Source organism: Rothia sp. P5766, assembly GCF_048513555.1.
GTDB lineage: Bacteria > Actinomycetota > Actinomycetes > Actinomycetales > Micrococcaceae > Rothia.
This window is the reverse complement of record NZ_JBLXXS010000020.1, coordinates 1-26,539: the sequence shown is the minus strand read 5'-3', so window position 1 is coordinate 26,539 and position 26,539 is coordinate 1. Positions and strand designations below refer to the sequence as shown.

Annotated in this window: 23 protein-coding genes and 1 tRNA gene; 20 read left to right on the top strand and 4 right to left on the bottom strand. The window is 57.9% G+C overall.

Going from position 1 to position 26,539, the window contains the following annotated elements:
• Window positions 1-218 precede the first annotated feature (218 nt).
• From ACN08V_RS09860 to ACN08V_RS09820, 9 genes are all read left to right on the top strand, one after another.
• The gene (locus tag ACN08V_RS09860; protein ID WP_419105422.1) at window positions 219-1,469 is read left to right on the top strand and encodes a hypothetical protein; all 1,251 of its coding nucleotides are present in this window, start codon (window positions 219-221) and stop codon (window positions 1,467-1,469) included.
• The gene (locus ACN08V_RS09855; protein WP_419105421.1) at window positions 1,469-2,458 is read left to right on the top strand and encodes an HAD-IIA family hydrolase; all 990 of its coding nucleotides are present in this window, start codon (window positions 1,469-1,471) and stop codon (window positions 2,456-2,458) included. The genes ACN08V_RS09860 and ACN08V_RS09855 overlap by 1 nt, the downstream gene beginning before the upstream one ends.
• Complete coding sequence (locus tag ACN08V_RS09850; RefSeq protein ID WP_419105420.1) at window positions 2,451-2,657, top strand: hypothetical protein; 207 nt, start codon at window positions 2,451-2,453, stop codon at window positions 2,655-2,657. The genes ACN08V_RS09855 and ACN08V_RS09850 overlap by 8 nt, the downstream gene beginning before the upstream one ends.
• Window position 2,658: 1 nt before the next feature.
• Window positions 2,659-3,399, top strand: coding sequence for a TlyA family RNA methyltransferase (locus ACN08V_RS09845; protein WP_419105419.1), 741 nt, complete (start codon window positions 2,659-2,661; stop codon window positions 3,397-3,399).
• A gap of 93 nt (window positions 3,400-3,492) precedes the next feature.
• Window positions 3,493-4,476 carry an NAD kinase gene (locus ACN08V_RS09840; RefSeq protein WP_419100003.1) on the top strand — a complete coding sequence of 328 codons (984 nt, stop codon included), beginning with the start codon at window positions 3,493-3,495 and terminating at the stop codon, window positions 4,474-4,476.
• Window positions 4,477-4,501: 25 nt separating this feature from the next.
• Complete coding sequence (gene recN, locus ACN08V_RS09835; protein ID WP_419105418.1) at window positions 4,502-6,208, top strand: DNA repair protein RecN; 1,707 nt, start codon at window positions 4,502-4,504, stop codon at window positions 6,206-6,208.
• 198 nt (window positions 6,209-6,406) lie between these two features.
• Window positions 6,407-8,086 (top strand): CTP synthase, encoded by a 1,680-nt coding sequence (locus ACN08V_RS09830; protein ID WP_419105425.1) that lies wholly within the window; start codon window positions 6,407-6,409, stop codon window positions 8,084-8,086.
• 203 nt (window positions 8,087-8,289) lie between these two features.
• Window positions 8,290-9,033 (top strand): NUDIX domain-containing protein, encoded by a 744-nt coding sequence (locus tag ACN08V_RS09825; RefSeq protein WP_419105417.1) that lies wholly within the window; start codon window positions 8,290-8,292, stop codon window positions 9,031-9,033.
• Between the two features lie 2 nt (window positions 9,034-9,035).
• Window positions 9,036-10,034, top strand: a complete 999-nt coding sequence (locus tag ACN08V_RS09820) for a site-specific tyrosine recombinase XerD (protein WP_419105416.1) — start codon at window positions 9,036-9,038, stop codon at window positions 10,032-10,034.
• Between the two features lie 61 nt (window positions 10,035-10,095).
• On the opposite strand, the gene ACN08V_RS09815 is transcribed toward ACN08V_RS09820, so the two are convergent.
• The 4 genes from ACN08V_RS09815 to ACN08V_RS09800 all read right to left on the bottom strand — a co-directional run bounded on the left by ACN08V_RS09815 (window position 10,096) and on the right by ACN08V_RS09800 (window position 14,517).
• Entirely contained in the window at window positions 10,096-11,229 is a 1,134-nt protein-coding gene (locus ACN08V_RS09815) for a bifunctional 2-methylcitrate synthase/citrate synthase (RefSeq protein WP_419105415.1), read from the bottom strand.
• Between the two features lie 100 nt (window positions 11,230-11,329).
• Complete coding sequence (prpB, locus tag ACN08V_RS09810) at window positions 11,330-12,250, bottom strand: methylisocitrate lyase (RefSeq protein WP_419100008.1); 921 nt, start codon at window positions 12,248-12,250, stop codon at window positions 11,330-11,332.
• Window positions 12,250-13,767 (bottom strand): MmgE/PrpD family protein, encoded by a 1,518-nt coding sequence (locus ACN08V_RS09805; RefSeq protein ID WP_419100009.1) that lies wholly within the window; start codon window positions 13,765-13,767, stop codon window positions 12,250-12,252. Before ACN08V_RS09805 ends, prpB begins: the two co-directional genes overlap by 1 nt.
• Window positions 13,768-13,803: 36 nt before the next feature.
• Window positions 13,804-14,517, bottom strand: a complete 714-nt coding sequence (locus tag ACN08V_RS09800) for a GntR family transcriptional regulator (RefSeq protein WP_419100010.1) — start codon at window positions 14,515-14,517, stop codon at window positions 13,804-13,806.
• 244 nt (window positions 14,518-14,761) lie between these two features.
• Here ACN08V_RS09800 and ACN08V_RS09795 point away from each other — a divergent pair, with 244 nt between their 5' ends.
• From ACN08V_RS09795 to ACN08V_RS09745, 11 genes are all read left to right on the top strand, one after another.
• Complete coding sequence (locus ACN08V_RS09795; protein ID WP_419105424.1) at window positions 14,762-16,675, top strand: propionyl-CoA synthetase; 1,914 nt, start codon at window positions 14,762-14,764, stop codon at window positions 16,673-16,675.
• Between the two features lie 225 nt (window positions 16,676-16,900).
• Complete coding sequence (locus ACN08V_RS09790; protein WP_419105414.1) at window positions 16,901-17,761, top strand: ParA family protein; 861 nt, start codon at window positions 16,901-16,903, stop codon at window positions 17,759-17,761.
• Between the two features lie 204 nt (window positions 17,762-17,965).
• Window positions 17,966-18,913 carry a segregation and condensation protein A gene (locus ACN08V_RS09785; protein ID WP_419105423.1) on the top strand — a complete coding sequence of 316 codons (948 nt, stop codon included), beginning with the start codon at window positions 17,966-17,968 and terminating at the stop codon, window positions 18,911-18,913.
• Entirely contained in the window at window positions 18,906-19,751 is an 846-nt protein-coding gene (scpB, locus tag ACN08V_RS09780; RefSeq protein WP_419105413.1) for an SMC-Scp complex subunit ScpB, read from the top strand. The genes ACN08V_RS09785 and scpB overlap by 8 nt, the downstream gene beginning before the upstream one ends.
• Before the next feature lie 41 nt (window positions 19,752-19,792).
• Window positions 19,793-20,842, top strand: a complete 1,050-nt coding sequence (locus tag ACN08V_RS09775; protein WP_419100013.1) for a pseudouridine synthase — start codon at window positions 19,793-19,795, stop codon at window positions 20,840-20,842.
• Complete coding sequence (locus ACN08V_RS09770) at window positions 20,842-21,963, top strand: prephenate dehydrogenase (RefSeq protein ID WP_419105412.1); 1,122 nt, start codon at window positions 20,842-20,844, stop codon at window positions 21,961-21,963. Before ACN08V_RS09775 ends, ACN08V_RS09770 begins: the two co-directional genes overlap by 1 nt.
• A 10-nt stretch (window positions 21,964-21,973) precedes the next feature.
• Window positions 21,974-22,645: a (d)CMP kinase gene (cmk, locus tag ACN08V_RS09765; RefSeq protein WP_419105411.1), complete on the top strand. Its 672-nt coding sequence runs from the start codon at window positions 21,974-21,976 to the stop codon at window positions 22,643-22,645.
• Window positions 22,646-22,730: 85 nt separating this feature from the next.
• Complete coding sequence (gene der, locus ACN08V_RS09760; RefSeq protein ID WP_419105410.1) at window positions 22,731-24,308, top strand: ribosome biogenesis GTPase Der; 1,578 nt, start codon at window positions 22,731-22,733, stop codon at window positions 24,306-24,308.
• A gap of 317 nt (window positions 24,309-24,625) precedes the next feature.
• A tRNA-Pro gene (locus tag ACN08V_RS09755) sits at window positions 24,626-24,699 on the top strand.
• Between the two features lie 286 nt (window positions 24,700-24,985).
• Window positions 24,986-25,450, top strand: a complete 465-nt coding sequence (locus ACN08V_RS09750) for a hypothetical protein (protein WP_419105409.1) — start codon at window positions 24,986-24,988, stop codon at window positions 25,448-25,450.
• A gap of 878 nt (window positions 25,451-26,328) precedes the next feature.
• Window positions 26,329-26,539, top strand: a 211-nt coding sequence (locus tag ACN08V_RS09745; protein WP_419105408.1) for a hypothetical protein, incomplete at its 3' end; no start/stop codon positions are given.

The window sequence follows — 26,539 nt, the reverse complement described above, 5'->3', positions numbered from 1 at the left end:
TGGGGTTTGGTGACCTGACCCCCCCTTTTTTGTTTAATAAGAAAACAGTGTCCAGCTATACCCAAGCTCTATCTTGACAGCGGATGTGCCCGAAAACGCACCCCAAACCTGTCTACCCCACTACGCAAGTAGATACTAAGCCCGATAAACTAGAAGCCAGCGTCCAGCACAGGGCAAGACAGTTAGCCCGGATAACAGAACACTATAGAGGAGAACACTTGGCTGATTACTCACGCAACCACTCAGAATCTAACCGAGGTGGATACAAGAAGAGCAGGCCCCTGAACTCCTCTAACAGTAAACGTAGCTACGGAGACCGCACCGAAGGCGGCTACCGCAAGCAGGAGGGTGAGAGCCCCTTCCGCGGCGAGAAGAAGAAACCCTTTGACTCACAGCGTGGCGGAAAGCGCTACGACGACCGCAACTCCAACGGTCCAAGGAAGGACAGATTCTCCAAAGATCGCAACAACTCCAACGGCCCGCGCCGTGACTTTGACCGCGATAGGAAGCAAGGCTACAAGGACCGAGACGCTGAAAAAACCGACTACAGGCCTTCCAAGAAGGCACCCGAGATTGACACAGACGTTACCGGGAAAGAGCTAGAGAACTGGACTCTGCGTGCTCTACGCCAGCTCGAAGCCCAGAACGCAGAGACCGTAGCTAAGCACCTGGTCATGGTTGGGCGTTACCTCGATATTGACCCCGACTTCGCACTCGAACACGCGATCGCTGCCTCTAAACGAGCAGGCCGTATCGGCGTCGTCCGCGAAGTCGTAGGCATTGCCGCCTACGCAGCAGAAAACTTTGGGCTTGCCCTGCGTGAGCTCCGCACCCACCGCCGTATCTCCGGTTCTCATGACCACCTTGCCCTGCTAGTGGACTGCGAACGCGCCCTGGGTAGGGTTGATAAGGCACTTACCTTGGCCGATGAGGCCAACCAAGAGGAAGTACCCGCAGCCGTACGTTCAGAGGTAGCAATTGTTGTCTCCGGTATCTACCTTGACCGGGGCGAACTCTCAAAGGCTATCTCTGCACTCGAAATTCCCGAGCTTAACCCCAAGCGCGGCTATGACTACTCACCCCGCCTATTCAAGGCTTACGCTGAACTGCTGCAGCAGGATGGCCGAACCAAAGAAGCGGCCCGCTGGGCCCGTCTAGCGCTCATGACTGAGGCCGCACTGGGCCAGGGAGACTTCGTGGAGCCCGAAATCTTTGACATCTTCACCGAAGAAGATTTGCTTGAACCTGAGGAAGTTTCAGTAGACCTTGAAGCCGCTGAAGCCCAGAGCCAGGAATCGGCACCTTCCGATCAGGAAACTAGCCAAGCAGAAGACTCAGTAGCCGGCCTTGATGACGCTCAAGAAGGGCTCACCACAGCTGAAGCCGTGGTCAGTGAAGAAGAGGCTGAAGAGGAAAACCTCCACCAAGTCTCCGCTGACCATGAAGCGCCCATAGAGGACGAAGCCTAATGCTGCTAGCCGCATACGACGCTATCCTGTCCGACCTTGATGGCGTAGTTTACGCTGGCCCCTACGCCATTGAGGGAGCACCCCAAGCGCTTAACCGCGCCCAGGAGCAGGGCATCGCCCTTGCATTTGTCACCAACAATGCCTCCCGTAGCGTGCAAACAGTTGCCGACCACCTGGTTGAGCTAGGAGTCAAAACCGATGCTGATCACGTGGTCAGCTCAGCCCAGGCAGCCGCTCACCTACTGGCTACCCAGCTACCGGCAGGCTCTAAGGTTCTAATTACCGGTGCACAGGCTCTAGCAGATTGTGTAGCTGCAGAGGGTCTAAGGCCCGTGACCAGCCAGGCCGATGAACCCCTTGCCGTGGCCCAGGGTTTCAACCCCAAGATGTGCTGGGAAGACCTGGCTGAGGCCTCCTACACCCTTGCTGATCATTCGGTGCTCTGGGTGGCATCTAATACCGACTTCACTATCCCTAAAGAACGCGGTTTTGCTCCCGGCAACGGCACACTGGTTGCAGCGGTAGCAAGAGCCACCGGACGCAAGCCCCTGGTCGCCGGTAAACCCGAGACCCCCATCTTTGAAACAGCTGCCCAGAAACTCGGCGCCCACAAGCCTCTAGTAGTAGGGGACCGCCTGGACACCGACATCCAAGGCGGTAACCGAGCGTGTATGGCAACCGCTGTTGTGATGACCGGTGTTGAGACCTTCCAGACCATTCTGGCCGCCATCCCCGGAGAACGCCCAACCTATATCTTGGAAGACCTCAACGGCTTCTTTGAGACCTACCCCCATATCCAGCTTCAAGAAACCGAAACCGGCATTGAGGCTCGAGGCGCTGGCTGGACCGCTCTAGCAAGAGATGAGGAAATTCACCTGCAGGGGCAGGGGAGCGACCTCGATAGCTGGCGAGTAGCCTGCGCGGCATGGTGGGCCAAGCACCCCCATGCGAGTGAACCCACTTCCCCCAAGGATATACACCGTGGCTAAACTCCAGGACGAAACAATATCTGCCGATTCGACTAAAGACTCGACGACCGATGTGAGCCTAGACCCTGAGTTTGAGGCAGAACTTGCCGCGACTCTTGCCTGCGACCCCACCGAACGTATCGAGCGGTTAAGCCGCCTGGTCCAGAGCCTGCAAGACGAGCTGGATAAGCACGGGGCACCAGAGAGCAAGGAACTGTAGCGTGCGGCTAGACCAGTACATGGTACAAGCAGGCATCACCCGTTCACGCACCCTGGCTGCCAAAATGATTAACGCCGGGCACATTAGCGTCAACGGGCAAACCGTGCAGAAAGCCTCCCACAAGGTGCACGAAGCTGATAAGGTCAGCGTCCGCAGGAGCGAGCTCACCGAGTACGTCAGCCGAGCTGGACACAAGCTTGCCGGTGCTCTCGATGCTTTCCCCAGGCTGACCGTAGTAGGTAAGCGCTGCCTTGACGCAGGTGCTTCGACCGGCGGCTTCACCGATGTTTTGCTGCGCCGGGGGGCATCGTGGGTTGCCGCGGTGGACGTAGGCCACGACCAGCTTGTTCCTGAGATACGTAACCACCCGGATGTTGCCGTCTATGAGGGAATGAACGTGCGCCACATGAGCCCTGAAGATATTGGCGGGCAGGTGGACCTCACAGTATCTGACCTCAGCTTTATTTCCCTGACTAAGGTTCTTGGGCCGCTGGCAGGAGCAACCGCTGCTGGCGGTGACCTGCTCCTGATGGTCAAACCCCAGTTTGAGGTAGGACCAGCGCGCATTGGCAAAGGTGGTGTCGTAACAGACCCAGCCGCGCGAGCCGAAGCAGTGGCCCGTGTCCGCGTCTCAGCTCAAGCTGTGGGTCTGAAAGTTTTTGGGGAAGAAACCAGCCCTCTGCCCGGGCAGGACGGTAATGTGGAGTTCTTCCTCTGGTGCCGTAAGCCTCTAGAATACTAACCTGACACCAGGAATCGAATAAATATTCGAAAAAATGTGTGTTGCCGGGCTTAAAAGCCCCTAAAACCTCGGGCTGTCAGTTAGCCTAAAAAGGTGAAGGAAACAGCAAACTCAGCTCCCAAGCCCCTGGCCGGTGAACGCAAGATACTGGTCTTTGCCCACACCGGTCGTCTTGAGGCCCGTGATGCCGCCCGCGCAACCTGTACCCAGCTCTACCAAGCCGGCCTGGTTCCCGTAATGAACCGTGCCGACTTAGAGGCTCTGACTGAAAAGTGGGAGAACCCCGTACCTGTAGCGGTAGCCCACGAAAGCGTGGCTCTCAAAGACATTGAGCTTGGCATGGTCTTAGGCGGTGATGGCTCAATTCTGCGAGCTGCCGAGATGATTCGGCATACCCAGATTCCTCTGATCGGCGTTAACCTCGGCCATGTTGGCTTCCTGGCCGAAGCTGAGGAAGTAGACCTTGCCGAGACGATTGAACGTGTCGTATCCGGTGCCTACACCGTTGAAGAACGCATGGCTATTGACGTCAAAGTGTGGGACGGGCGAACTAAGATCCTTGATACCTGGGCCCTCAACGAGGCCAGCGTTGAAAAGGGCAACCGCGAAAAAATGATCGAAGTAGTCGTTGAAGTGGACCGCCGCCCACTCTCGTCTTTTGGCTGTGATGGCGTGGTGCTCGCAACGCCAACAGGCTCCACCGCCTACGCCTTCTCCGGTGGTGGACCCGTGGTGTGGCCCAGCGTTGAAGCTATGCTGATGGTTCCCCTATCGGCTCACGCGCTCTTTGCCCGCCCCCTAGTTACCGCGCCCACCTCCATGATGGCCGTGGAGCTGGTATCCACCAACGGTGCTGAGGGCGTGCTCTGGTGCGACGGCCGCCGAACCAGCGACCTGCCCCCGGGTGCCCGCGTTGAAGTAACCCGCTCTGCTAAGCCGGTACGTTTGGCCCGTATGCACCCGGCGCCTTTCTCGGAGCGCCTGGTCAAAAAATTTGAACTGCCTATCGCCGGCTGGCGTGGCCCCCATTCCCTGGGCCCGGCCACCAGTACACTGCCCCAAGTCAGCGCTCAGTAACTATACCCGGAAGAGATGCACACCCGTGATTGAAGAAATCCATCTGCGTGATCTAGGCGTGATCACCGATGCTCGCCTACCCCTTGAACCGGGGTTCTCGGTGCTCACCGGCGAAACCGGTGCCGGTAAGACCATGGTCGTGACCGCCCTCGGCATGCTTCTGGGCGCTCGTTCCGATGCTTCTAGCGTGCGCAACGGTGCAAAAAATGCGTTGGCTGAAGCCGTTATCCGTCTGCCACAGGGGCACCGCGCCCTCCACCTGGCAGAAGAAGCTGGGGGAGCGGTCGAAGAGCTCGACGGCGGTAGCTCGGAGTTACTGCTAGCCCGAACCGTGAGCGCCACGGGGCGTTCTCGCGCTCACGTTGGTGGGGTTTCTGCCCCTATCGGGACGCTGGCTGATATTGGGCACACCCTGGTCGCGGTCCATGGTCAGTCAGACCAACTACGGCTTAAAGATGCCGCCGAACAGCGGGCTGCCCTAGATGCTTATGCCGGTAAGAAACTGGAAAAGCTCTTAGCAAGCTATACCCTCAACTATGAGCGCTACCGCAAGGCCGCCGGAGAACTGCGTGACGTCCGCGAAAACACCAGGGCGCGTGCTCTCGAAGCTCAGACCCTTCAAGGTGCACTTGCCGAAATCGATTCGGTCGCGCCTACCGACGGCGAAGACGAAGCCCTAAGAATTGAGAGCCAGAAGCTAACAAATGTGGAGTCTTTGCGGCTGGCCGCAAGCACAGCAGCAAGAGCTCTGGCCGGCAGTGAGTACGCAGACGCCGATGCCCCAAATGTGCTGGGACTGCTCGATGCAGCCCGGTCCGCCCTGGCCGCTGAGGCTGAAGCTGACGCAGATTTAGCCTCGCTAGCAGGGCGTTTGAACGAGGCTCTGATTCATGTCACCGATATTGCCGAGGAAATCTCCGCCTACACTTCTGGGTTAGATAGCGAAGGCCCCGAGCGCTTGGCCGAGGTAGAGAACCGCCGTGCCGCGCTCAAAACCCTGACCCGCAAATATGGGGCCGATATTGCTGAGGTCCTTGCCTGGGCTGAGGAATCACGCGCCCGACTTGCAACTCTCACCGATGACCCGGCCCGCCAAGAGGCTTTGGAGAGCGAACTCCGCCAGCTCCGTGAAACGCTGGGGAATCAGGCTAGCCAACTCACTGAGCTACGGTCCAAGGCCGCCCGTAAGCTGGCCCTGGCGGTGAGCGAAGAACTGACAGCTCTGGCCATGCCCAACGCCTCACTGGTCGTGCAGGTAGAAGAAACCGAGAAGTTCCACCGGTTTGGCAAAGACTCCGTGACCTTTATGCTGGCTCCCCACCGGCAGGCTGTTCCCAGGCCGCTGGGTAAGGGGGCCTCGGGCGGTGAGCTCTCCCGTGTCATGCTGGCACTAGAAGTTGTACTCTCTGAGGTAGACCCCGTACCCACCTTTATCTTTGACGAGGTGGACTCAGGCGTGGGCGGTAAAGCCGCTATCGAGATCGGCCGTCGCCTTGCCATGCTGGCCAAGAACGTGCAGGTACTGGTGGTTACCCACCTGCCCCAGGTCGCGGCCTTTGCCGACCAACACATTCTGGTGCGTAAAAACGATGACGGTTCCCTCTCTAAGGTCCAGGTACTTTCGTCCGAGGAGCGGGTAGTGGAACTTGCCCGTATGCTCTCTGGACACGACCAATCGGCGGCCGCACAAGAACACGCCCGCGAGCTACTACAGAACGCTGGCCAGCTTTAAAAGGAGAGTACCGGCCTCAGAACTTTAGCTGCAGGAACAATGAACTGCTACGAGAGATTGCTGGCAGTCAGCCAGGGCAGAGGCCACAAAATATCCGCCTTAACCGCTCTTCTTAGTGCGGTTTTTGCGGATTTTCCTGAACGGGAAAACGTGATTTTACATAAAGATAAGTCCCGCGAAACCATTCAGGCCAAAGTGGTGATAAGCTGGAATTCCGTGGTAGATACTCAGACATCAAACAACGGTAAAGTCACCCGCCAGATCTTCGTGACCGGTGGCGTGGCATCATCTCTCGGCAAAGGCCTTTCCGCCTCATCTCTAGGCCGGCTCCTCCGCTCCCGTGGTCTTTCTGTGACCATGCAGAAGCTTGACCCCTATCTCAACGTCGACCCCGGCACCATGAACCCCTTCCAGCACGGTGAAGTCTTTGTGACCGACGACGGCGCTGAAACCGACCTCGATATCGGTCACTATGAGCGGTTCCTAGACGAAAATCTCAGCCAGTCCGCTAACGTCACAACCGGCCAGGTCTACTCCCACGTGATCGCCAAGGAACGCCGCGGCGAATACCTGGGCGACACCGTACAGGTTATCCCGCACATCACTGACGAAATTAAACGCCGCATGCGTCTGCCTGCTGAAGACGAGAACGCCCCCGACATCATCATCACCGAAATTGGCGGCACTGTAGGTGATATCGAATCGCTGCCCTTCCTCGAAGCCGCACGCCAGGTCCGCCGCGATCTGGGCCGCCGTAACGTCTTCTTCCTGCACGTATCGCTGGTGCCCTTCATCGGGCCCTCCGGCGAACTAAAAACCAAGCCCACCCAGCACTCTGTTGCGGCCCTGCGCGGCCTGGGCATCATTCCCGACGGCCTGATTCTGCGCTGTGAACGCGAAGTTCCCGAATCGCACAAGGTCAAGATTGGTAACGCCTGCGACGTAGAACCCGAGGCCGTTATCTCCTGCGCCGATGCGCCCAGCATCTATGACATTCCCAAGACCCTGCACAGCCAGAAGCTGGACACCTACATCTTGGACTACCTGGGCATCGAAGCTCAGCCCCTTGACTTCACCCAGTGGGATAAGCTGCTGAGCGCGGTACACACCCCCAAGACCGAGGTCCACGTCGCGCTGGTTGGTAAGTACATTGACCTGCCCGACGCTTACCTGTCGGTGACTGAGGCCCTGCGTGCCGGTGGCTTCGCTAACGACGCCAAGGTAAACATCAAGTGGGTAGCCGCAGACCTCTGCTCAAGCCCCGAGGACGCCGCCCATCAGCTTCGCGGCATGGACGCTGTGCTCGTACCCGGTGGCTTCGGTATCCGTGGCCTGGATGGCAAGATCGGTGCCCTGCGTCATGCCCGCCAGAACAAGATTCCCACCCTAGGTGTCTGCTTAGGCCTCCAGTCCATGGTCCTAGAGTATGCGCGCAACGTCCTGGGCATTACCGATGCATCATCCACCGAGTTTGACCCCGAGACTGCCTCACCCCTGATTGCCACCATTGAAGAGCAGAAAGCCTACGTTGAGGGTGCAGGCGACCTGGGTGGAACCATGCGCCTGGGCCTTTACCCTGCGCACCTGGCTGAGGGCTCCCTGGCTGCTAGCGTCTACGGTGCGACCGAAGTGTCGGAACGTCACCGCCACCGCTACGAAGTCAACAACGACTACCGCGCCCAGCTTGAAGAAGCAGGTCTAGTTATTTCGGGTACCTCCCCGGATTCCTCCCTGGTTGAGTTCGTAGAACTACCCGTTAGCGAGCACCCCTACTACATCGCAACTCAGGCTCACCCCGAGTACCGTTCACGCCCGACCAAGCCGCACCCGCTCTTTGCCGGGCTGATAAAGGCGGCCCTGCAAGCACGCAAGGCCTAACTGCCACTCTTGCCTAGGTACTAGAGAGGCCCCGGTTATTTTTTCCCCAGAAAATAGCCGGGGCCTTGAGCCTTGCCGAACATATCCCGCTACCAGGGACTGCTTTCAAAAGAACCCAGCTGGACCCGCCCTTGGGGCGGTGCCACCGACCGGGTAGGGTTGAAGAGAACAAAACGGGTTGAACACGGCAGAAGGGCAGACCCATGCAAAAGAACCTTAACTATGACATCGGAACAGCTGACCGGATCGATGCCGCTGCGCTCGCAGCCGGGCAGGAGGGCATCGCGGATATTGCTAACCCCCGTTATGTCACCAGTCGTACGACCAAATTTGAGGGGTATGTCTGGGATGTTGTACGCGAAGGAATTGCACTGACTCCTGGCGATACTCCCTTTGAACGGGACTTCTTGCTCCACCCCGGGGCGGTGGCTGTGATTGCACTCAATGACCTTAAGGAAGTGCTCCTCATTAACCAGTACCGTCACCCCGTGAGGGCTAACCTGTGGGAAATCCCGGCGGGCCTGCTCGATATTGACGGTGAGCCACCGCTTGAAGCCGCCGCCCGTGAGTTGGCTGAAGAAACAGACCTTCGTGCTGAACGGTGGGACACCCTCATGGAGTTCTACAACTCGCCCGGGGGTATGGGGGAGACCTGCCGCATCTACCTGGCCCGGAACCTGAGTCAGATTCCCGCCGAAGAGCGCGAAGACCGCGTCCACGAGGAGTCAGAAATCGTGCTGCGCTGGGTGCCTCTGGACCAAGCCGTGGAGGCTGTCCTCGCCGGACGTATCCACAACGCGGCCTCAACTAATGCTATCCTGGCGCTGGATGTAGCGGCCCGGCGGAACTTTGAAACCCTATACTCCACCGATGCTCCTTTCACCGCTCACCCAGCCCTGCGCGAGCCTAACTATCGCGGTGAGATCCGACCGGCAGAGGGCCTCTAGGCATGGAGCAACCCCGCAACCTGGGGGGAAGAACGCGCAAGGAGCCAGAAGCGCTGACCCCACTCGATCAGGCGGTGGAGGCCTACCTCAACCACCTGGCCATTGAGCGTGGCCTGGCCGCCAACACGCTGGCCTCCTACCGGCGAGACCTAATCCGCTACAGTGTTTACCTTGATAGCGTCGGAATTATCGACCCCAAGAACATCACCAAAAAGCACGTGCGTGACTTTGTCGCTGATTGTGCCACTCCACCTGCTGGGGGCGGGAATCCGCTATCCCAGAGGTCTATCGCCCGGGTGATTAGTGCTGTCAGAGGCGCTCACAAATTTTGGTTGCTTGAGGCCATGACAGCCACTAACGCTGCCTCTACCGTGCGGCCGCCCACACCGGGTGCCCGGCTCCCCAAAGCGGTACCGCTGAGCGACATTACACGTTTACTGGAAAGCCCTGACCCGGCCACGCCTGCGGGGCTACGGGATAGGGCACTCCTGGAGTTTCTCTACTCCACCGGGGCCCGCATTAGCGAAGCCATCAACGTGGACCTCGATGATGTTGTGATAGACCGAAACCAGTCAGACTCAGCCCTGCCCGCTGTGGTGCGCCTGTTTGGTAAGGGCAGTAAGGAACGGGTGGTGCCGGTGGGCTCTTATGCAAGCAGAGCCATTGAAGACTACCTGGTGCGCGGCAGACCCGCCCTGGCTGCTAAGGGTAAGGGCACCCCTGCCCTGTTCCTGAATGGGCGGGACGGCGCGCGGATAACCCGGCAGGGGGCCTACCTGGTCCTCAAGAAGCACGCCCAAAGAGTAAAAATTCGGGCCGAGATTTCACCGCACACCCTGCGGCACTCATTTGCCACTCACCTGCTTGAAGGCGGGGCAGATATCAGGGTGGTACAAGAGCTTCTGGGGCATGCCTCCGTGACCACCACCCAGGTCTACACCAAGGTCACCGCAGATACCCTGCGTGAAGTTTTTGCCGCTAGTCACCCGCGTGCCCGATAAAAGGCACCTGCCCGGGCGCTATAACTAGCTCCCGGGCAGGTCGGCGGGCTATGGTGCGGGTTTAGAGGTGGCGCTCATCGACACCCCGGTAGGCTGAGAGCGGCCTAATCAGTGAGTTATCGGCTCGCTGCTCCAGAATGTGGGCGGTCCACCCGGTCAGTCGGGAGGCCACAAAGATGGGGGTAAAGGTGGGGGTATCAAAGCCCATCAGATGGTAGGTAGGCCCAGCGGGGTAGTCCAGATTGGGCTTGATCCCCTTTGCCTCGTCCATTGCTTCTGCCAGGCCCTGGTAGAGGCCAATGACATCTGAGCGGTCATAGTACTGCACCATGTCAAAGAACGATTTCTGCATGGTGGGTACGCGGGAATCTCCGTTCTTGTAGACGCGGTGGCCAAAGCCCATAATCTTCTTTTTCTGGGCCAGAGCGGCCTCCATCCATTCCTTGGCACGTGCCTTGGCAGCGGCCTGGGACTCGCCAGCAATGACACCGATTTCATCGAAGGTGTGCTGAACTGCCTCGTTAGCGCCGCCGTGCAGGGGACCCTTGAGGGCTCCGATTGCGCCGGTGACAGCTGAGTGCAGATCAGACAGGGACGATGTAATCACGCGGGCTGTGAAGGTGGAAGCGTTGAAAGAGTGCTCGGCGTACATGACCATCGAGACGTTGAAGGCAGTTTTGACTTCGGGGGCCGGGACCTGGCCAAAGGCCATGTAGAGGAAATTATCGCAGTAGTCCAGATCATCGCGGGGCTCAAGGAGTTCCTGACCTCGTCGGCGGCGCTGGTCGTAGCAGACCACAGCGGGCATGACCGCAAAAAGCTCCCAGGCTTTGCCCAGCTCAGCCTCAGGGGCTGAATCATCGCTCTCCGGGTGGCAGGCCCCCAGGAAAGAGACGGCTGTGCGGCACACGTCCATGGGGTGACAGTCCAGAGGCAGAGCATCGATAACAGCTTTGAGGGCCGGTGGCAGTGCTCGGTGGGAGCGTTCAAAAGCGGTGAACTCTGCAAGCTGTTCATCGGTGGGTAGCTCGCCGTTCCAGAGGAGCAGGGCTACCTGCTCAAAAGGAAGAGTAGCAAGTTCCTGGACGGGGTAGCCGCGATAGAGCAGGGAGTTGGTTTGGGCATTGACCTTTGAGATCGCGGTGTAGTCGGCAACAACACCGGCAAGACCCTTAGCGACGTCTTTGTCAGTCATGGTGTATCTCCTTGTGATGGGGTGAAACGATGCACCCGAACTATGTTTGGTCTGGGTAGGGGCCGAGCAAAAACTACCCGGCCCCTGCCCTGAGGCGGGGTTAGTTCGTTGATTCCCCAAATTTTCCGGGTACCTCGAAATTGAAGATGCCGGTGTCAAAGTGGTTGTAGCCTTCGTAATCGACCAGTTCGTAGAGACGCGAACGGGTGAGCATCTGGTCTACAGCGGCTTCTTGGGTTCCATCGGATTCGATGGTTTCCAGTACCCGTTCCATGGCCCCCAGTGAGGAGCGGAGCAGAGTAACCGGGTAGATAATGAGAGAAATACCGGCTTGAGCAAGCTGGTCTTTGGTGTAGAGCTGGCTCTTCCCGAACTCGGTCATATTGGCCAAGACCGGCACCTGGACGGCATCGCAGACAGCCTTGAACTCGTCCAGGTTCTTCATGGCCTCGGGGAAGATTGCATCGGCGCCGGCATCGACCAGGGCCTTGATGCGGTCGATGGTCTCTGCCAGTGAAGAGGTGCCACGCAGGTCGGTCCGGGCCATAATCAGGAAGTTCTCGTCCCTGCGGGCTTCGGCTGCCGCCCGGATTCGCTTGGTCGCGGTTTCCAGGTCAACCATGTTCTTGTTATCCAGGTGGCCGCACCGCTTGGGGTTGAACTGATCCTCAATATGGCAACCGGCCAGCCCGTGTTCCTCGAACTCTTGGATAGTTCGGGCCACGTTCATGGGTTCGCCAAAACCGGTGTCAGCATCGACGATAGCCGGTAGGTTGGTGACGCGGGCAATCTGCCCGGCCCTCTGAGCGACCTCGGTTAGAGTGGTCAGCCCGACGTCGGGAAAACCTAGCTCATTGGCCAGCACTGCACCGGAGATGTAGATGCCGTCAAAGTTCTTCTCTTCAATCAGGCGGGCTGAGAGAGGGGTGTAGGTTCCCGGGAACTGGCGAATCTGGTTGCTTGCCAGCATGGCGCGCAAATCCTGGCGTTTTTGAGTGGCGGTTTTCGATGAGTAAAGCATTAGAAGATACCTTTCGCTCCGGTTTGAAGGTCAAGGGAGGCGGTGATGTTGAGGGCATCAAGTTCACCGGCACCTAGCTGGGCCAGGTTTTCTACGGCGGTGAGAAAGCGGTCCTGCTCCTCCTCAGAGACTTGACCTGCGGCTAGGGTGCGGAACTTCTTGATATAGTCGGCGCGAGCGAAGGGGCGGGCCCCGAGCGGGTGAGCGTCGGCTACCGCGATTTCCTCAATCAGAGTTTCACCGTTGGTTAGCTTGATTTCTGCACGCCCGCCAAAGGCCTTTTCTGCCGGGTCCTTGGAGTGGTAGCGGCGGGTCCACTCAGCATCTTCTGCGGTGGTGACCTTGTGCCAGAGCTCTACGGTGTCGGGGCGCTGGGCCCGTTCGGGGGCGTAGGAGGCTAGGTGATCCCATTGGCCGTCCTGGAGCATGACGGTAAAGATGTAGGGAATCGAATGGTCAAGGGTTTCGCGGGTTGCGCTGGGGTCGTACTTCTGCGGGTCGTTAGCGCCTGAGCCAATGACGTAGTGGGTGTGGTGAGAGGTATGCAGAACAATGGACTCAACATTTTGCGGGTCGGTAAGTTCCGGGTGTTCCTTGTGGAGCTTGCGAGCCAAATCGATCCAGGCCTGGGCCTGGTACTCGGCGGAGTGTTCCTTGGTGTAGGTATCCAAGATAGCGCGCTTGGGCTCACCGGGTGCGGGGAGCGGAACCTGGTAACGGGCATCGGGGCCATCTAGCATCCAGGCAATCACGCCGTCTTCACCCTCGTAAATGGGAACCGGGGAGGTCTGCCCGCGCATGGCACGGTCAACAGCTTCAACAGCCATTTTTCCGGCGAAAGCAGGAGCGTGGGCTTTCCAGGTAGAAATCTCGCCCTTACGTGACTGGCGGGTAGCGGTGGTGGTGTGCAAACCCTGGCCAATGGCCTGGAAGATAGTCTCGGTATCCAGCCCCAGAAGGGTACCGATTCCTGCGGCAGCGGAGGGGCCGATGTGGGCAACGTGGTCAATCTTGTGCTTGTGCAGGCAGATTGCTTTGACCAGGTCTACCTGAACTTCGTAGCCGGTAGCGATGCCACGAATAAGGTCGTACCCGCTGCGACCGGTGTGCTGGGCAACAGCCAGTATGGGCGGAATGTTGTCGCCGGGGTGGGAATACTCAGCAGCCAGGAAAGTGTCGTGGTAGTCCAGCTCGCGCACGGCAACACCGTTGGCCCAGGCTGCCCACTCGGGGGAAACCTTGGTCGTGGCGGGGACACCAAAAATTGTCGCGCCGCTACCGTTGGGGGAGTGGGCGTGAGTGAGCGCCTGGTCGCGGGCAGAGATAATGGGGCCGCGATTGAGCGAAGCGATAGCCACCGATGCATTATCGATGATGCGGTTAATGACCATCTCTTCAACCTCGGGGAGCACCTCAACAGGGTCGGTTGCTAGCTGGGCGAGCTTATAGGCTAGCTGCTCCTCGCGGGGTAGGTTCTCATCGGAACGGTAGACACGAACTTCGTGTGTAACGGTCATGGAATAATCCTTTCAACAACAGTGGGTTACTTGGTTTTAGGCTGTGGTGGCTGATCCTGCGGTGATAGTCGAAGGCTGAGGCGGGGACTGCTCGAACTGGATCTGTTGGTTTTGTGAGTTTGCCGCCTCCTCAATGGCATAGAGAGCCTTGGCCAGGTGGAGCCGGACGGCGGCCTCGGCTAACTGCTGATCTCCTGAGGCGATGCACCGGGCTATCTGCGCGTGTTCCTCAGCTGCTTGGGCCAGCCGAATAGGGTTGGCCTTGGAGAGCTTGCGGATGCGGGTCAGCTGGGTTCGCAGGGAGGCTTGGGCCTGGTGCAGGTAGCGGTTATCCGCAGCCCTGTCGATTGCGCTGTCAAGCTCATCAACGAGTGCATAGTATTCGGCCAGCTGGCTACTGCCTTGGTGTAGCTCAAGGGCAGCTTGCTCAAAGGCGCTGGCAAGCTGACGGAAAGTTAGAGGGTTACCGCGGCGGGCAGCTAGGGCTGCTGCAGTACAGTCCAAGCTGGTCCGCAATTCAAAGAGGGAGTAGACATTGGCCAGAGAAATCGGGGCAACAATTACGCCCCGCCCAGGGGCAGGTTCAGCTAACCCCTCAGCAAGGAGCCGGGAAATTGCTTCCCGGACAGGGGTGCGTGAGACTCCCAGCCGTTCAGACTGCTCGACTTCAGCAATCACAGAGCCGGGGGCAAGCATTCCCTCCATGATGTTGCTACGCAAACTTTGATAGGCAAGCTCGCCTGCTTTCATGGCTACCTCTCCAGCTCAACTATGACTTCTAGCACTGGTGTGCAGATGGGATTACTCTAAAACACCGCCGGGGATTTTGTATACATAAAGTTTAAAAAATATGGTTTATGGCGAAATATTTGTGTCATTTTGGGGGCTAGGGCAATTTTTTGTATACAAACTCTTGCTTAAGTGTGACCCTCAGCACTAGGTTGGAGTCACTTACCTCCACAACAAACAGTCCCACAGTCCTGAAGGAGTGCCCCTGGTGACAACCTACAGTGAAACCTACCGCGACAGTATCGACAACCCAGAGGGCTTCTGGTTAACCCAAGCGCAAGCCATCCACTGGGATAGGCCTCCGCACACAGCCCTGGATAGCTCAGCTGAACCTATCTACCGCTGGTTCCCCGATGGGCAACTCAACACCTGCTACAACGCTGTAGACAGGCATGTCCAAGCGGGCAAGGGTGACCAAACCGCTATTATCTACGACTCAGCCATGCTGGGTACCCGCCAACAGATCACTTACGCCGAGCTCAAAGAGCAGGTCGAACAGCTGGCGGGAGCGCTCGCATCGGCTGGAGTAGCTCAAGGGGACCGCGTCCTCATTTACATGCCCATGATTCCGCAAGCTGCTGTGGCCATGCTGGCTGTGGCACGGCTGGGCGCTGTGCACTCTGTGGTCTTTGGTGGCTTTGCTCCCAACGAACTAGCCAGTCGTATCAATGACTGTCAACCCGGCGTGGTACTTACCGCATCCGGCGGCATTGAACCCCGCCGTCACATTGAATACATCCCGGCAGTTGAAAAAGCACTGGAACTAGCAGAAGCTAAGCCTCACACGGTCTTTGTCTTTGCCCGCGAAGGCTTTGAACATTCGGTAGACGATGCCGCAGCACGCGCCCAGAAGCAAGGCACGGACGTGACCTGGCAGGACTGGGGAAAGGCTACAGAGCAGGCTAGCCCGCATGCGCCGGTACCCGTCACTGCAACTGACCCCCTGTACATCCTTTACACCTCGGGAACGACCGGCTCTCCCAAGGGCGTAGTGCGCGATAACGGCGGCCACGCCGTTGCCCTAACCTGGACCATGAAGAATATCTACGACGTTGGCAAGCAAGAGGTCATGTGGTGCGCCTCGGACGTTGGCTGGGTTGTGGGCCACTCCTACATCGTCTATGGGCCCCTGCTGGCCGGTGCAACAACCGTGCTTTATGAAGGCAAGCCTGTGGGTACCCCTGACGCCGGTGCCTTCTGGCGAGTTATTCAGGATGCCGGGGTAAAGTCACTCTTCACCGCGCCCACCGCACTGAGGGCTATCCGCAAAGCTGACCCCGAAGCAGAGCTACTGGGATCCTACGATATTTCCTCCCTTGAGCTTCTGTTTGTGGCTGGCGAAAGGCTTGACCCTGAAACCTACCACTGGGCTACCGAGAAACTGGGTGTCCCCGTGATTGATAACTGGTGGCAGACCGAAACCGGCTGGGCGATTGCGGCTAATCCGCGCGGGCTTGAAGCGCTCCCACTCAAGCCCGGTTCCCCCTCGGTGCCCTCGCCCGGCTATAACCTGCAGGTGCTCGATCCCATGGGCGAGCCGGTTGGGCCGGAGGAGGAAGGCAACCTGGCTATTAAGCTACCGCTCCCACCCGGCACCTTGCCCACCCTGTGGGGCGATGATGACCGCTACATCGCCTCCTACCTCGAAGCCTTCGAAGGCTACTACGCCACCGGTGACTCCGGCTATGTTGACCAAGACGGCTACGTGTTTGTCATGGGTAGAACCGACGACGTGATCAATGTTTCGGGGCACAGGCTCTCCACCGGTGCCATGGAACAGGTTCTTGCCGGGCACCCAGCAGTAGCCGAGTGCGCCGTCATCGGTATTGCTGACCCACTCAAAGGCCAGCGACCCGCTGGGTACGTGGTTCTCAAAGCCGGGGTGGATATTACCGAAGAAGAGCTGGCTGCCCAGCTGATTGCGAGCGTGCGGGAAAACATCGGCGCTGTTGCTGACTTCAAGGACGTCAAAATCGTTGAGGGTCTGCCTAAGACCCGCTCCGGCAAGATTCTGAGAAAGACCATGCGCCAAATTGCCGATGGTGAGGAATACAAGGTGCCCTCAACCATTGAAGACATGGGCGTACTTGACGATATAGCCAAGATCATCAAGGGCTAAGCCCAGCCTGGGGTGCTCCTGACTTCCTCCTGACGCGGGCGGTTGGGGGCACCCCCCTTTTTTGTGCGGAGCCAGGACCAAAGAACCTTATTTATCAGCCCCCCTGGGGCACTGTTCCCCCTTTTGGTGTGGAGGAATAGGCCCCCGTGTGTGCTTGCCCTCCTTTGAGCCAGTAGACTGTTAGGTAAAAGTCTTTTATAACCGAACTGCAAAAGGTGACGTACAGTGACTGAAACAGGAGCTGAGCAGCTTGGCCCCACAGGCCGACCCCTGCGCATCTACCCGGATCCCGCGCCCCTGACGAGCCACGGGCCTGCCCGTATTATCTCCATGGTGAACCAGAAAGGTGGTGTGGGTAAAACTACCTCCACCATTAACCTGGGCGCCGCCCTGGCCGAGGCAGGGCGCAAGGTTCTGCTGGTTGATTTTGACCCACAGGGAGCACTTTCAGCGGGCTTTGGGGCTAACCCCCACGAGCTAGACCTGACCGTATACAACGTCATGATGGACCGTAAGGTTGAGACTCGCGACGTTATCCAGAGCACCGACTTTGAGAACATCGACCTGCTACCGGCTAACATCGACCTCTCAGCCGCAGAAGTCCAGCTGGTTAACGAAGTAGCTCGTGAACAGGTACTGGCCAGCGCACTGCGCAAGGTCGAGAAGGACTACGACGTCATTCTTATTGACTGCCAACCATCGCTGGGCCTGCTCACCGTCAACGCCCTGACCGCAAGCCACGGTGTGATTATTCCTCTGATTTGTGAGTTCTTTGCCCTGCGTGCGGTGGCCTTGCTGGTGGATTCGATTGAGAAGGTTCAGGATCGCCTGAACCCCAAGCTCGAAATTGATGGCGTCCTAGCCACCATGTTCGATTCCCGTACCCTGCACTCTAAAGAAGTGCTGGCGCGTATTATCGATGCCTTTGGCGATAGAGTCTTTGATACGGTTATCAAGCGCACCGTTAAGTTCCCCGATGCGACCGTTTCGGCTGAGCCTATTCTGTCCTACGCATCGAATCACCCCGGCGCTGAGGCCTACCGTCAGCTCGCCCGCGAGCTCATCAGCCGCGGCGGCGCACCCTAACCAGAGTTACCTGCGGACAGAACGGGGTAGGTACAAGCTAGGCGATGAGCCCTACCTGCCCCGTTCTCTATGCCCTTGGCTACTTTCTGCCCTCTGGCCTTGAAAGCCGGGAACATGCAGGGGACAATGGAAAGAGTGCCCCTACCCCGCACAGGGCTGAGAGCGCACCTGGTTTGACCCCAAGGATGGAGAATCGCTGCCGTGATGGTACCGACACAAGAGGCCCCTAGCACTCCTGCGCAGGTTCGGCCCCCCGAGCCCTTTACCCTGGCTCTGAGCAACTTTGAAGGACCTTTTGACCTTCTACTCACCCTGATCTCCCGGCGCAAGCTGGATATTACCGACATCGCTCTAGCTCGGGTCACCGACGAATTTCTCAACTACATTCACAGCGCTTTTGAGAGTGGCAGTGACGCTGCCCTTAATACCGCCAGTGAATTCTTGGTAACAGCGGCAACCCTGCTTGAACTTAAAACAGCCCGGTTACTCCCGCAGCCCGAACGCGTGCTCGCGGCCAGCCCGGAACTCTTAGAAGCCCGCGACCTCCTCTTTGCTCGTCTACTTCAGTACCGCGCCTACCGCGAGGTAGCCGCGGTGCTCGATGAAAAATTCTCGGGTGAAGCCCAGCGTTTTGCCCGTACCGTGACCCTTGAACCCAAGTTCTCCAAGGTACTGCCGGAGCTTGTTTTTGACCTGACCCCTGAGGAATTTGCCCGTATTGCGGCCGGCGCCCTACGGCTGGATAAGGGGCAAGAACAAGAACCGCTCCCGGAGACGGTACAGACCGATCATATCTACCGGCCCGCAACAACTATTGCGGCGGAAGAAGCGCTGATTCTGGAGCGGCTGAGGCAAGCCGGTGGAGCTATCAGCTTTACTGACCTGTGCCGTGATACCGCATCTCTAGAGATTGTGGTGGTGCGTTTTCTTGCGGTGCTGGAGCTCTACAAGGAGGGGATGCTACAGGTAGAACAGACCGAAACACTGGGGCCTATATATCTGGAACTCCAGCCAGAAAATGACAGCGCTGAAAACCACGGCACAGAGAATGACGGCACAGAATTAGCCGGTACAGAATTAGCCGGTACAGAATTAGCCGGTAGAGAATGTGGTAGCCAAACAGCTGACGGGAAGGAGTTAGACCTTGGGTAGTGCAGACTTTACCGATGATGACCTGAGGCTCCTGACCTCAGGCTCGTGGAGCTTTGACCCGGGGGAGAGCACACCCGAGTCTGCCGAGGGTACAACAGACGCGGATAAGGTCCAAGGGGAGGAAACTCCAACCCCCGAAGCCCCCCAAGACCAAGAAGCCTTACCGCCGCAGACAGCTAGCCCAAACCCTAGAAGGAAAAGCCGGCAAGAACCCGTCCTGGCTGCTTCGTCCGATGGTTTCTCACGGGTGGAACTCCAACCCGGAGGCATCAAAGCGGCTATCGAAGCGATTTTGGCGGTCGCCGATGTGCCAGTGAGCGTGCGAGAGTTTTCCGCCGCACTGATCGTCTCCGAACGAGCCGTGGAAACAGCCCTCGATGAGCTGGACCGCGAATACAAGGGTTACGACGATGGGACAACCGTCCACGAGCCACGCGGCTTTGAGCTGCGCCAGGTGGGTGGGGGCTGGCGGCTCTACTCCCGGCAGGACTTTTCCCCCTGGGTGGGGCGCTTCGTGGTGGGTGCCCAGAGCACCAAACTCACCAGGGCGGCCCTAGAGACCCTAGCTGTGATTGCCTACCAGCAACCGGCAACCCGCTCCTATCTTGCTCAGGTACGAGGGGTATCGGTCGATGCGGCGGTGCGCAACCTGCTCCACCGCGGCCTAATCGCCGAAACAGTACCCGACGAAACCGGAGCTACCCAGTACATCACCACCGACACCCTGCTTGAAAAACTGGGGCTGAACTCGCTCGATGAGCTCCCGGCCCTAGCCCCCTATCTGCCGGACCCGGCAGAGGTAAACGACCACCACAACATTGACCTAAACGCCGGCTAAAACGGCGAAGACAGAACACGACAGAAAGAAGATACAAGACGATGGCATACGGACATAATTCATCACGTGGTAACTCAAATTCACGCGGCGCTCGCCCCGGCGCGGGCCGCCCGGGTACAGGTAAAGGCAAGGCAGCCGGTAAAAAAGGCTTTGGTGCTAAGAACGCCCGTGGCGCTAAGCCCGGTGCGCCCGGTGGCCCCCGCAAGGCAGGAACCGGCAAAGGCCCCAAGTTCCGTTCAGGTACCCCCTTCGCCAAGGAAATGGGCGAATTCCGCCCGGCTAATCGTGGCACCAAAAACTTTGGCCCCCACCGCCCCCGTCGCCCCAAGAACGCACCCGTAGATCACTACCCCTTCTACGACCACGAGGGTGTACGCCTGCAAAAGGTTATGGCTCAGGCCGGTGTCGCTTCCCGCCGCGTGTGCGAAGAAATGATTGAAGAAGGCCGCGTCACCGTTGACGATATACCGGTGACCGAGCTGGGCGTTCGTGTTAACCCCGATGCTGTGACCATTCAGGTTGACGGTATGACAATCCAGACCAACGACAAGCTGGTCTACATGGTGCTAAATAAGCCCTCCGGCGTCGTCTCCGCTATGGATGATCCCGATGGTCGCCCCAACATCAGCAACTTCTTGCGTTCCTCCATGACCGAACGCGTCTTCCACGTGGGTCGCCTGGACGTTGAAACCGAGGGCCTGCTCTTGCTGACCAACGACGGTGAACTGGCTAACCGGCTGACCCACCCCTCCTACGAGGTTCCCAAGACCTACCTGGTTCAGGTGCCGGGCCCCATGGAACCCGGTATCGGTGCGGCCATGAAGAAGGGTCTGCGTCTTGAAGATGGTGTGACCCGCGTGGACGAGTTCAAGCTGGTGGACTCAACCCCCGGACACGTTCTGGTGGAAGTTACCATTCACTCCGGTAAAAACCGTATTATCCGCCGCATGTTCGAGCAGGTGGGCTACCCCGTGGAGAAGCTGGTGCGCGTAGAAATGGGACCTATCCACATCGGCTCGCAGAAGCAAGGTACCGTCCGTAACCTCTCCAAGGTTGAAATCGGCAAACTGCTGGCTTCGGTAGGTATGTAATGAGTAGCTTTGACTCTCACCTGCACGGGCCGGTGCTGGTCATCGGCACCGGCCTGTTGGGAGCCTCAGTGGGTTTGGGCCTGCGACTGAAGGGCTACACGGTCTACCTCAGCGATATTTCGCCGACAACCGAAGCCGTAGCCGAGGATATCGGAGCGGGGCTCTCCCTGCGTTCCTTGGAAGGGCAAGAGCGGGGGAGTGGCTCTGACCTTGAACCCCAACTGGTGGTGGTGGCCGCGCCCCCGGACGTGACCGCAGAACTGGTCATCTCTGCGCTGAACCGTTATCCCAAGGCTTTCGTCATCGATATTGCCTCGGTGAAGTCTGAAATCTTGGACCGGGTTCTGGCGTCTAAGGCCGATTCTAGCCGTTACCTGGGCACCCACCCCATGGCTGGGCGTGAAAAGTCCGGCCCGGTGGCCGCCCGTGGCGAGCTGTTCTCTGCCCGCCCCTGGGTTCTGTGCGAGCACCCGCTGGTGCGCCCCGAACTGGTCAAGCTTGCCCAGCAGGTGGCAACCGAGCTGGGCTCTACCATTACCCATCTTGACGCGGTAGAACATGACCAAACCGTCGCCCTCATTTCACACGTGCCCCAGGTGATGTCCTCACTGCTAGCTTCCCGCTTACAAGATACCCCGCTCTACGCCCTGGGGCTGGCTGGTCAAGGCCTGAGGGACACCACCCGTATTGCGGCCTCCGATCCCGGCCTGTGGGTGCAGATTCTTGCGGCCAACGCCCAACCTGTCGTCCAGAGCCTCTACGGTGTGCGAGAAGACCTGGAGCGACTGATTGCCACTCTTGAAGCTCCCACCGAGCCAGGCTCACGCCTCGATATTGCCCAGCTGATCAGCGAAGGCAACCACGGCGTTGCCCGTATTCCGGGTAAGCACGGGGGATCACCCGGCGCTTTTGCCCAGCTCACCGTGCTGGTAGATGACACCCCAGGTACCCTTGCCCGGCTACTGGCTGAGATCGGGGAACTGGGTGTCAACCTGGAAGACCTCAGATTGGAACATTCACCCGGCGCTCAGGTGGGTATGGCTGAGCTATCGGTCAACCCCAACGAACACGAAAAACTGATTGAAGACCTCACCAGCCGCGGCTGGAAAGTCGTCACATAAAGGAGAACACATGACTGAGAAGCTCGTTATTGCTATTGACGGCCCTTCCGGCTCCGGTAAATCTTCGGTGTCTAAGGCGGTGGCCCGCCACTACGGCCTGGACTACCTTGACACCGGAGCCATGTACCGCGCCCTGACCTGGTACTGCCTGGATCAGCAGGTTGACACCTCAGATGCGGATGCCCTGGTGGCTGCCGCCCGTGCCTTTCCCTACCTTCAGGGCACCAGCCCCGATCAGGAAGTGATCCAGGTCGCTGGTATTGATATACGCGATGCTATCCGTGAACCACGAATCTCCGAGGCGGTTTCTGCCGTTGCCTCAAACCGGGACGTACGCCAGATTCTGATTGACCTGCAACGAAGTTTTATTGCCCAGGCACCGGCTGGCATGGTCGCAGAAGGCCGTGACATCACCACCGTTGTTGCTCCCGACGCCCATGCTCGAATCCTGCTGACCGCTAGCGAAGAAGTTCGTTTGGCCCGCCGGGGCCTTCAGCTTGGCGGTACCCAAAATAAAGAACAATTAGCCGCACAGGTCTCGGCCCGTGACGCAAAGGACGCACAGGTCACCAGCTTTACCCAGGCAGCTGCCGGCGTCACCCTGGTGGATTCCTCCGAGCTGAACTTTGAAGAGACTGTTGCTGCCGTTATTTCCGCAGTTGACCAGCAACTAGGCCGCTAAACCACTGGCTACTGCCACTCCATCAACTAGACTTATCAACCAATGCACCGGCGCTAGCCGGAAACCACCACAGGAGGTATCGCCTATGAGCGAAGAACTCGCACCCCAAGACGACTATGAGGTTAAATTCCTAGCCGGCGGCGCTGATGATGTATCAGACCGCCTGGCTGAGATTGACGATGAAACCGCCAACCAGCGCGCTGAAGCGCTGCTCGCCGGTCTTGAAGACTACGCACTGGATGAAGAAGACCGGGAGCTGCTGGCCTCCTGGGGCTTTGACGCCGATGAAGACGAGGACCGTGAGGCTGACCCCGTCGTAGCTATCGTGGGCCGCCCCAACGTCGGCAAATCCACCATTATCAACCGTATTCTGGGCCGCCGAGAAGCTGTTGTTGAGGACAAGCCCGGCGTAACCCGTGACCGGGTCTCCTACAAGGCTGAATGGTCCGGTAAGGACTTCACTCTGGTTGATACCGGTGGTTGGGAAGCTGATGCTCAGGGCATTGACGCTCAGGTTGCGGCTCAGGCCGAAATCGCTGTGGCTCACGCTGACGTTGTTCTGCTGGTTCTTGATGCCCTGGTCGGCATCTCAGCTACCGACGAAGCTATTGTTCGTATGCTCCGCCGCGTGGATAAGCCCATTCTGCTGATTGCCAACAAGATTGACGACGCCCACCAGGAACCCGACGTGCACAACCTCTGGTCGCTGGGCATGGGCCAGCCCTATCCCGTTTCTGGCTTGCACGGGCGCGGTCTAGCTGACCTGCTGGATGCCCTGCTTGAGGTCATGCCCGAGCATTCTCAGTACGCTGAGCCTGAAGCTCTGGGGGGCCCTCGACGTATTGCGCTGATCGGCCGACCCAATGTGGGCAAGTCCTCCCTGTTGAATAAGCTGGCTGGCGAGGAACGTGCCGTGGTTAACGACCTGGCCGGTACCACCCGAGATCCTGTTGACGAAATCGTTGAGCTAGGTGGCCGCCCCTGGCGCTTTGTGGATACCGCCGGTATTCGCCGCCGCGTCCACATGGCTAAGGGGGCTGACTTCTACGCATCCCTGCGCACCCAGACCGCTATTGAGCGCGCTGAGGTTGCTGTTGTCCTGCTCGATGTCTCAGAACCTATCTCGGAACAGGACGTCCGTATTATCCAGATGGCCGTTGATGCTGGTCGCGCTATGGTGCTGGCCTTCAACAAGTGGGACACTCTCGATGAGGACCGCCGGGAAATGCTGGAGCGCGAAATTGACCGCGACCTAGCCCACGTGACTTGGGCACCGCGCGTGAATATCTCCGCCAGGACCGGTTGGCATAAGGACAAGCTGGTGCCAGCCCTGGAGCGCTCATTGGAGTCCTGGGACTCCCGTATTCCCACCGGTAAGCTCAACGCCTTCCTGGGCGAGATTGTTGCGGCCCACCCGCACCCTCTGCGTGGCGGTAAGCAGCCCCGCATTCTCTTCGGCACCCAGGTATCGTCCCGCCCGCCCAAGTTCGTGCTCTTTACCACGGGTTTCTTGGACCCGGGCTACCGCCGTTTCATTGTTCGCCGTCTGCGCGAGACCTTTGATTTCACCGGTACCCCGATTGATATCACCATGCGTGTGCGTGAGCGTCGCAGTCTAGGGGAGCGCCAGAGCGGTAAGTCCGCTAAGGGGAGCCGCCGCTAGGGAGGGAGCCCTCCCTGGTCTATATGCAAGGACGCCGGTAGCTGGCCGCCAGCAGTTCCAGCCACCGGCGTCCTTGTGTGCGGGGGAGAGGCAGGCAAAGTCTGAGGACTCTAACGCTTAGTTTCTGGTCGCCTGGTATATGAAGCTACATGCTTTGGATACGGTTGCTGACCAGTAGCAAGCACCAGCAGAACCTGGGGTGATGTATAACACCGAAAATATGGGCCCAAAGAGCTTCTTCGATTTTGCGCTGATAAATAATCTTGTGTATAGTTATCTGAGTGCTCGGGAGAATCGAAAGATTCACCAGAGACAATCGGGTTGTGGCGCAGCTTGGTAGCGCACTTGACTGGGGGTCAAGGGGTCGCAGGTTCAAATCCTGTCAACCCGACAGACAAAGCCCCGGTTACTAGGGTAAACACCTAGTAACCGGGGCTTTTTTGTGCCTACTTTTCAAGCCATGCGCCCTGTATGTGCCATCTTCCACCAAAAACCCATCACATTCTTTGGCTGTGGACTGCTAGGTCACAGAGCCTACCTTCTTCACCACTTACGGATGCCTTCTTCTCAGGCATCCCCCTATCTTTCTAGGGAATCGAGGGGTAGAAGCCTGCCTCACCCAATCCACAGGCATGGATGAAGCGATCAGTGATAGCGGCTCTTGCTAGCTTGATGCCATGACACAGCTAGAAACTCTCGCCCAGAAACTACTGACCATTCGTGAACTGAGCGCCCGCTATAGTAGCCGCTACCAGCTGGAAAGAGCCATTGCACGGGGGTGCTATAGCCGGGTAACCCGGGGCACTTACATGCACCGACGCGACTGGGAGGAACTTACCGGTGAGCAAGGCTACCTGGCCCGTGTGCTTGCTCTGGCCCTACAGAACCAGGGGATAATTTTCAGCCACGAGACTGCGGCTTTACTCCACGGACTGCCTCTGGCTAGTATTCCAGCAAGCGTGCATATCTACAGCCCCTACCGCACCCGGGTGCGGGACTTTACCGTCCATCACGGTGAGCTGCACCTGCCCACTGACAGCACAGTTTTTAGCCCGGGGATCCGAGCGACAAGTCTGGCGCGAACTCTTGATGATATGGCCGTGGCGGCCTCTGAACCCCGGCGAACCCTAGTTCGGCTCTAGCGTCACCTCCTGTCTGATATTGCCCCCCATTCTGGCCGCGGCGAATGGGCTAGGCTTTTGAGGGGCGGTGGTTCGACATTCTTGAGGGGCCTTGAGGCTGGCTAGCTTTCCCTGGTACCAAAAGAATATTAGATATTCAGTTGATTCTTGTATTTTCTCTTATTTGATATAAATTATACGGCCAATCGCTAGGGCAAGGGAGTCCTAGAAGGAAAGGAAGCTATGTATATATCAAGGAAAATCTCAGCAGGTAATGCTACAGGTATTCTTGTTACAGGGATGGCCGAAGAGGGCGGCTCCTGCGGCTTATCTCAGTGAAGAGAATGTTGACTGAAGATGAGCTTCTAGCGTCAACCTCCCGGCGACGGATAGCAGATTCTTATTGAAAGCCCCTGAAGGTAAACAGTGGTATCGGGTGAATCTTTAAGAGAAACAGCGACGGATATAGATCATGGAGTAACTGTATATCTAAATCCGGTAACTATCGGCCTGTGTAATGCTGGCTTTGGGGACAAAAAATTAGAACTTTTAACTCCAAGAATGATGGGGAAATAAACCTATATTGTGGCGATTCAGATAGTGGATATATACATATTAGGGAAAGGCGTGAATCTCAAGGGGAAAGTTAGCAGGGAGGGTTCGAAGGTTGTTGGGATGATTACATGGTTTTAGCCACCCAAGCCTCTTTAGAATCTCCCGCCTACTCTGCGGGAAAACCAAGCCAAAAACCTTGCTACACTAGGCCAATTGAAGTGTATGAAGTTATTAACGGAGCGCCGGTCAAGAAAAAGACAATCAACCCGACTGTCATGATTTCTATAAATAATAAAAAGGTCATTACCTCCTATTCAGCAAATAACCATAGGTGCTAAATCATCATGGAAAGAAAATATCTGCCGGAGTTCAGTTTCTACCATACAAATTTTCCATTCAATGAGCCTATATACCACATTAGCGGATTCTCGAACTATGAGGAATTTGAAGAATATATAAATAAAATTCCTAGAAAAATATATCAGCAGTGTTTTGAGTGGGCTGAAATCTTCGAAAAAGAATTTAAGGAAGTTGAAAACGGTCTTTTTACTTTTT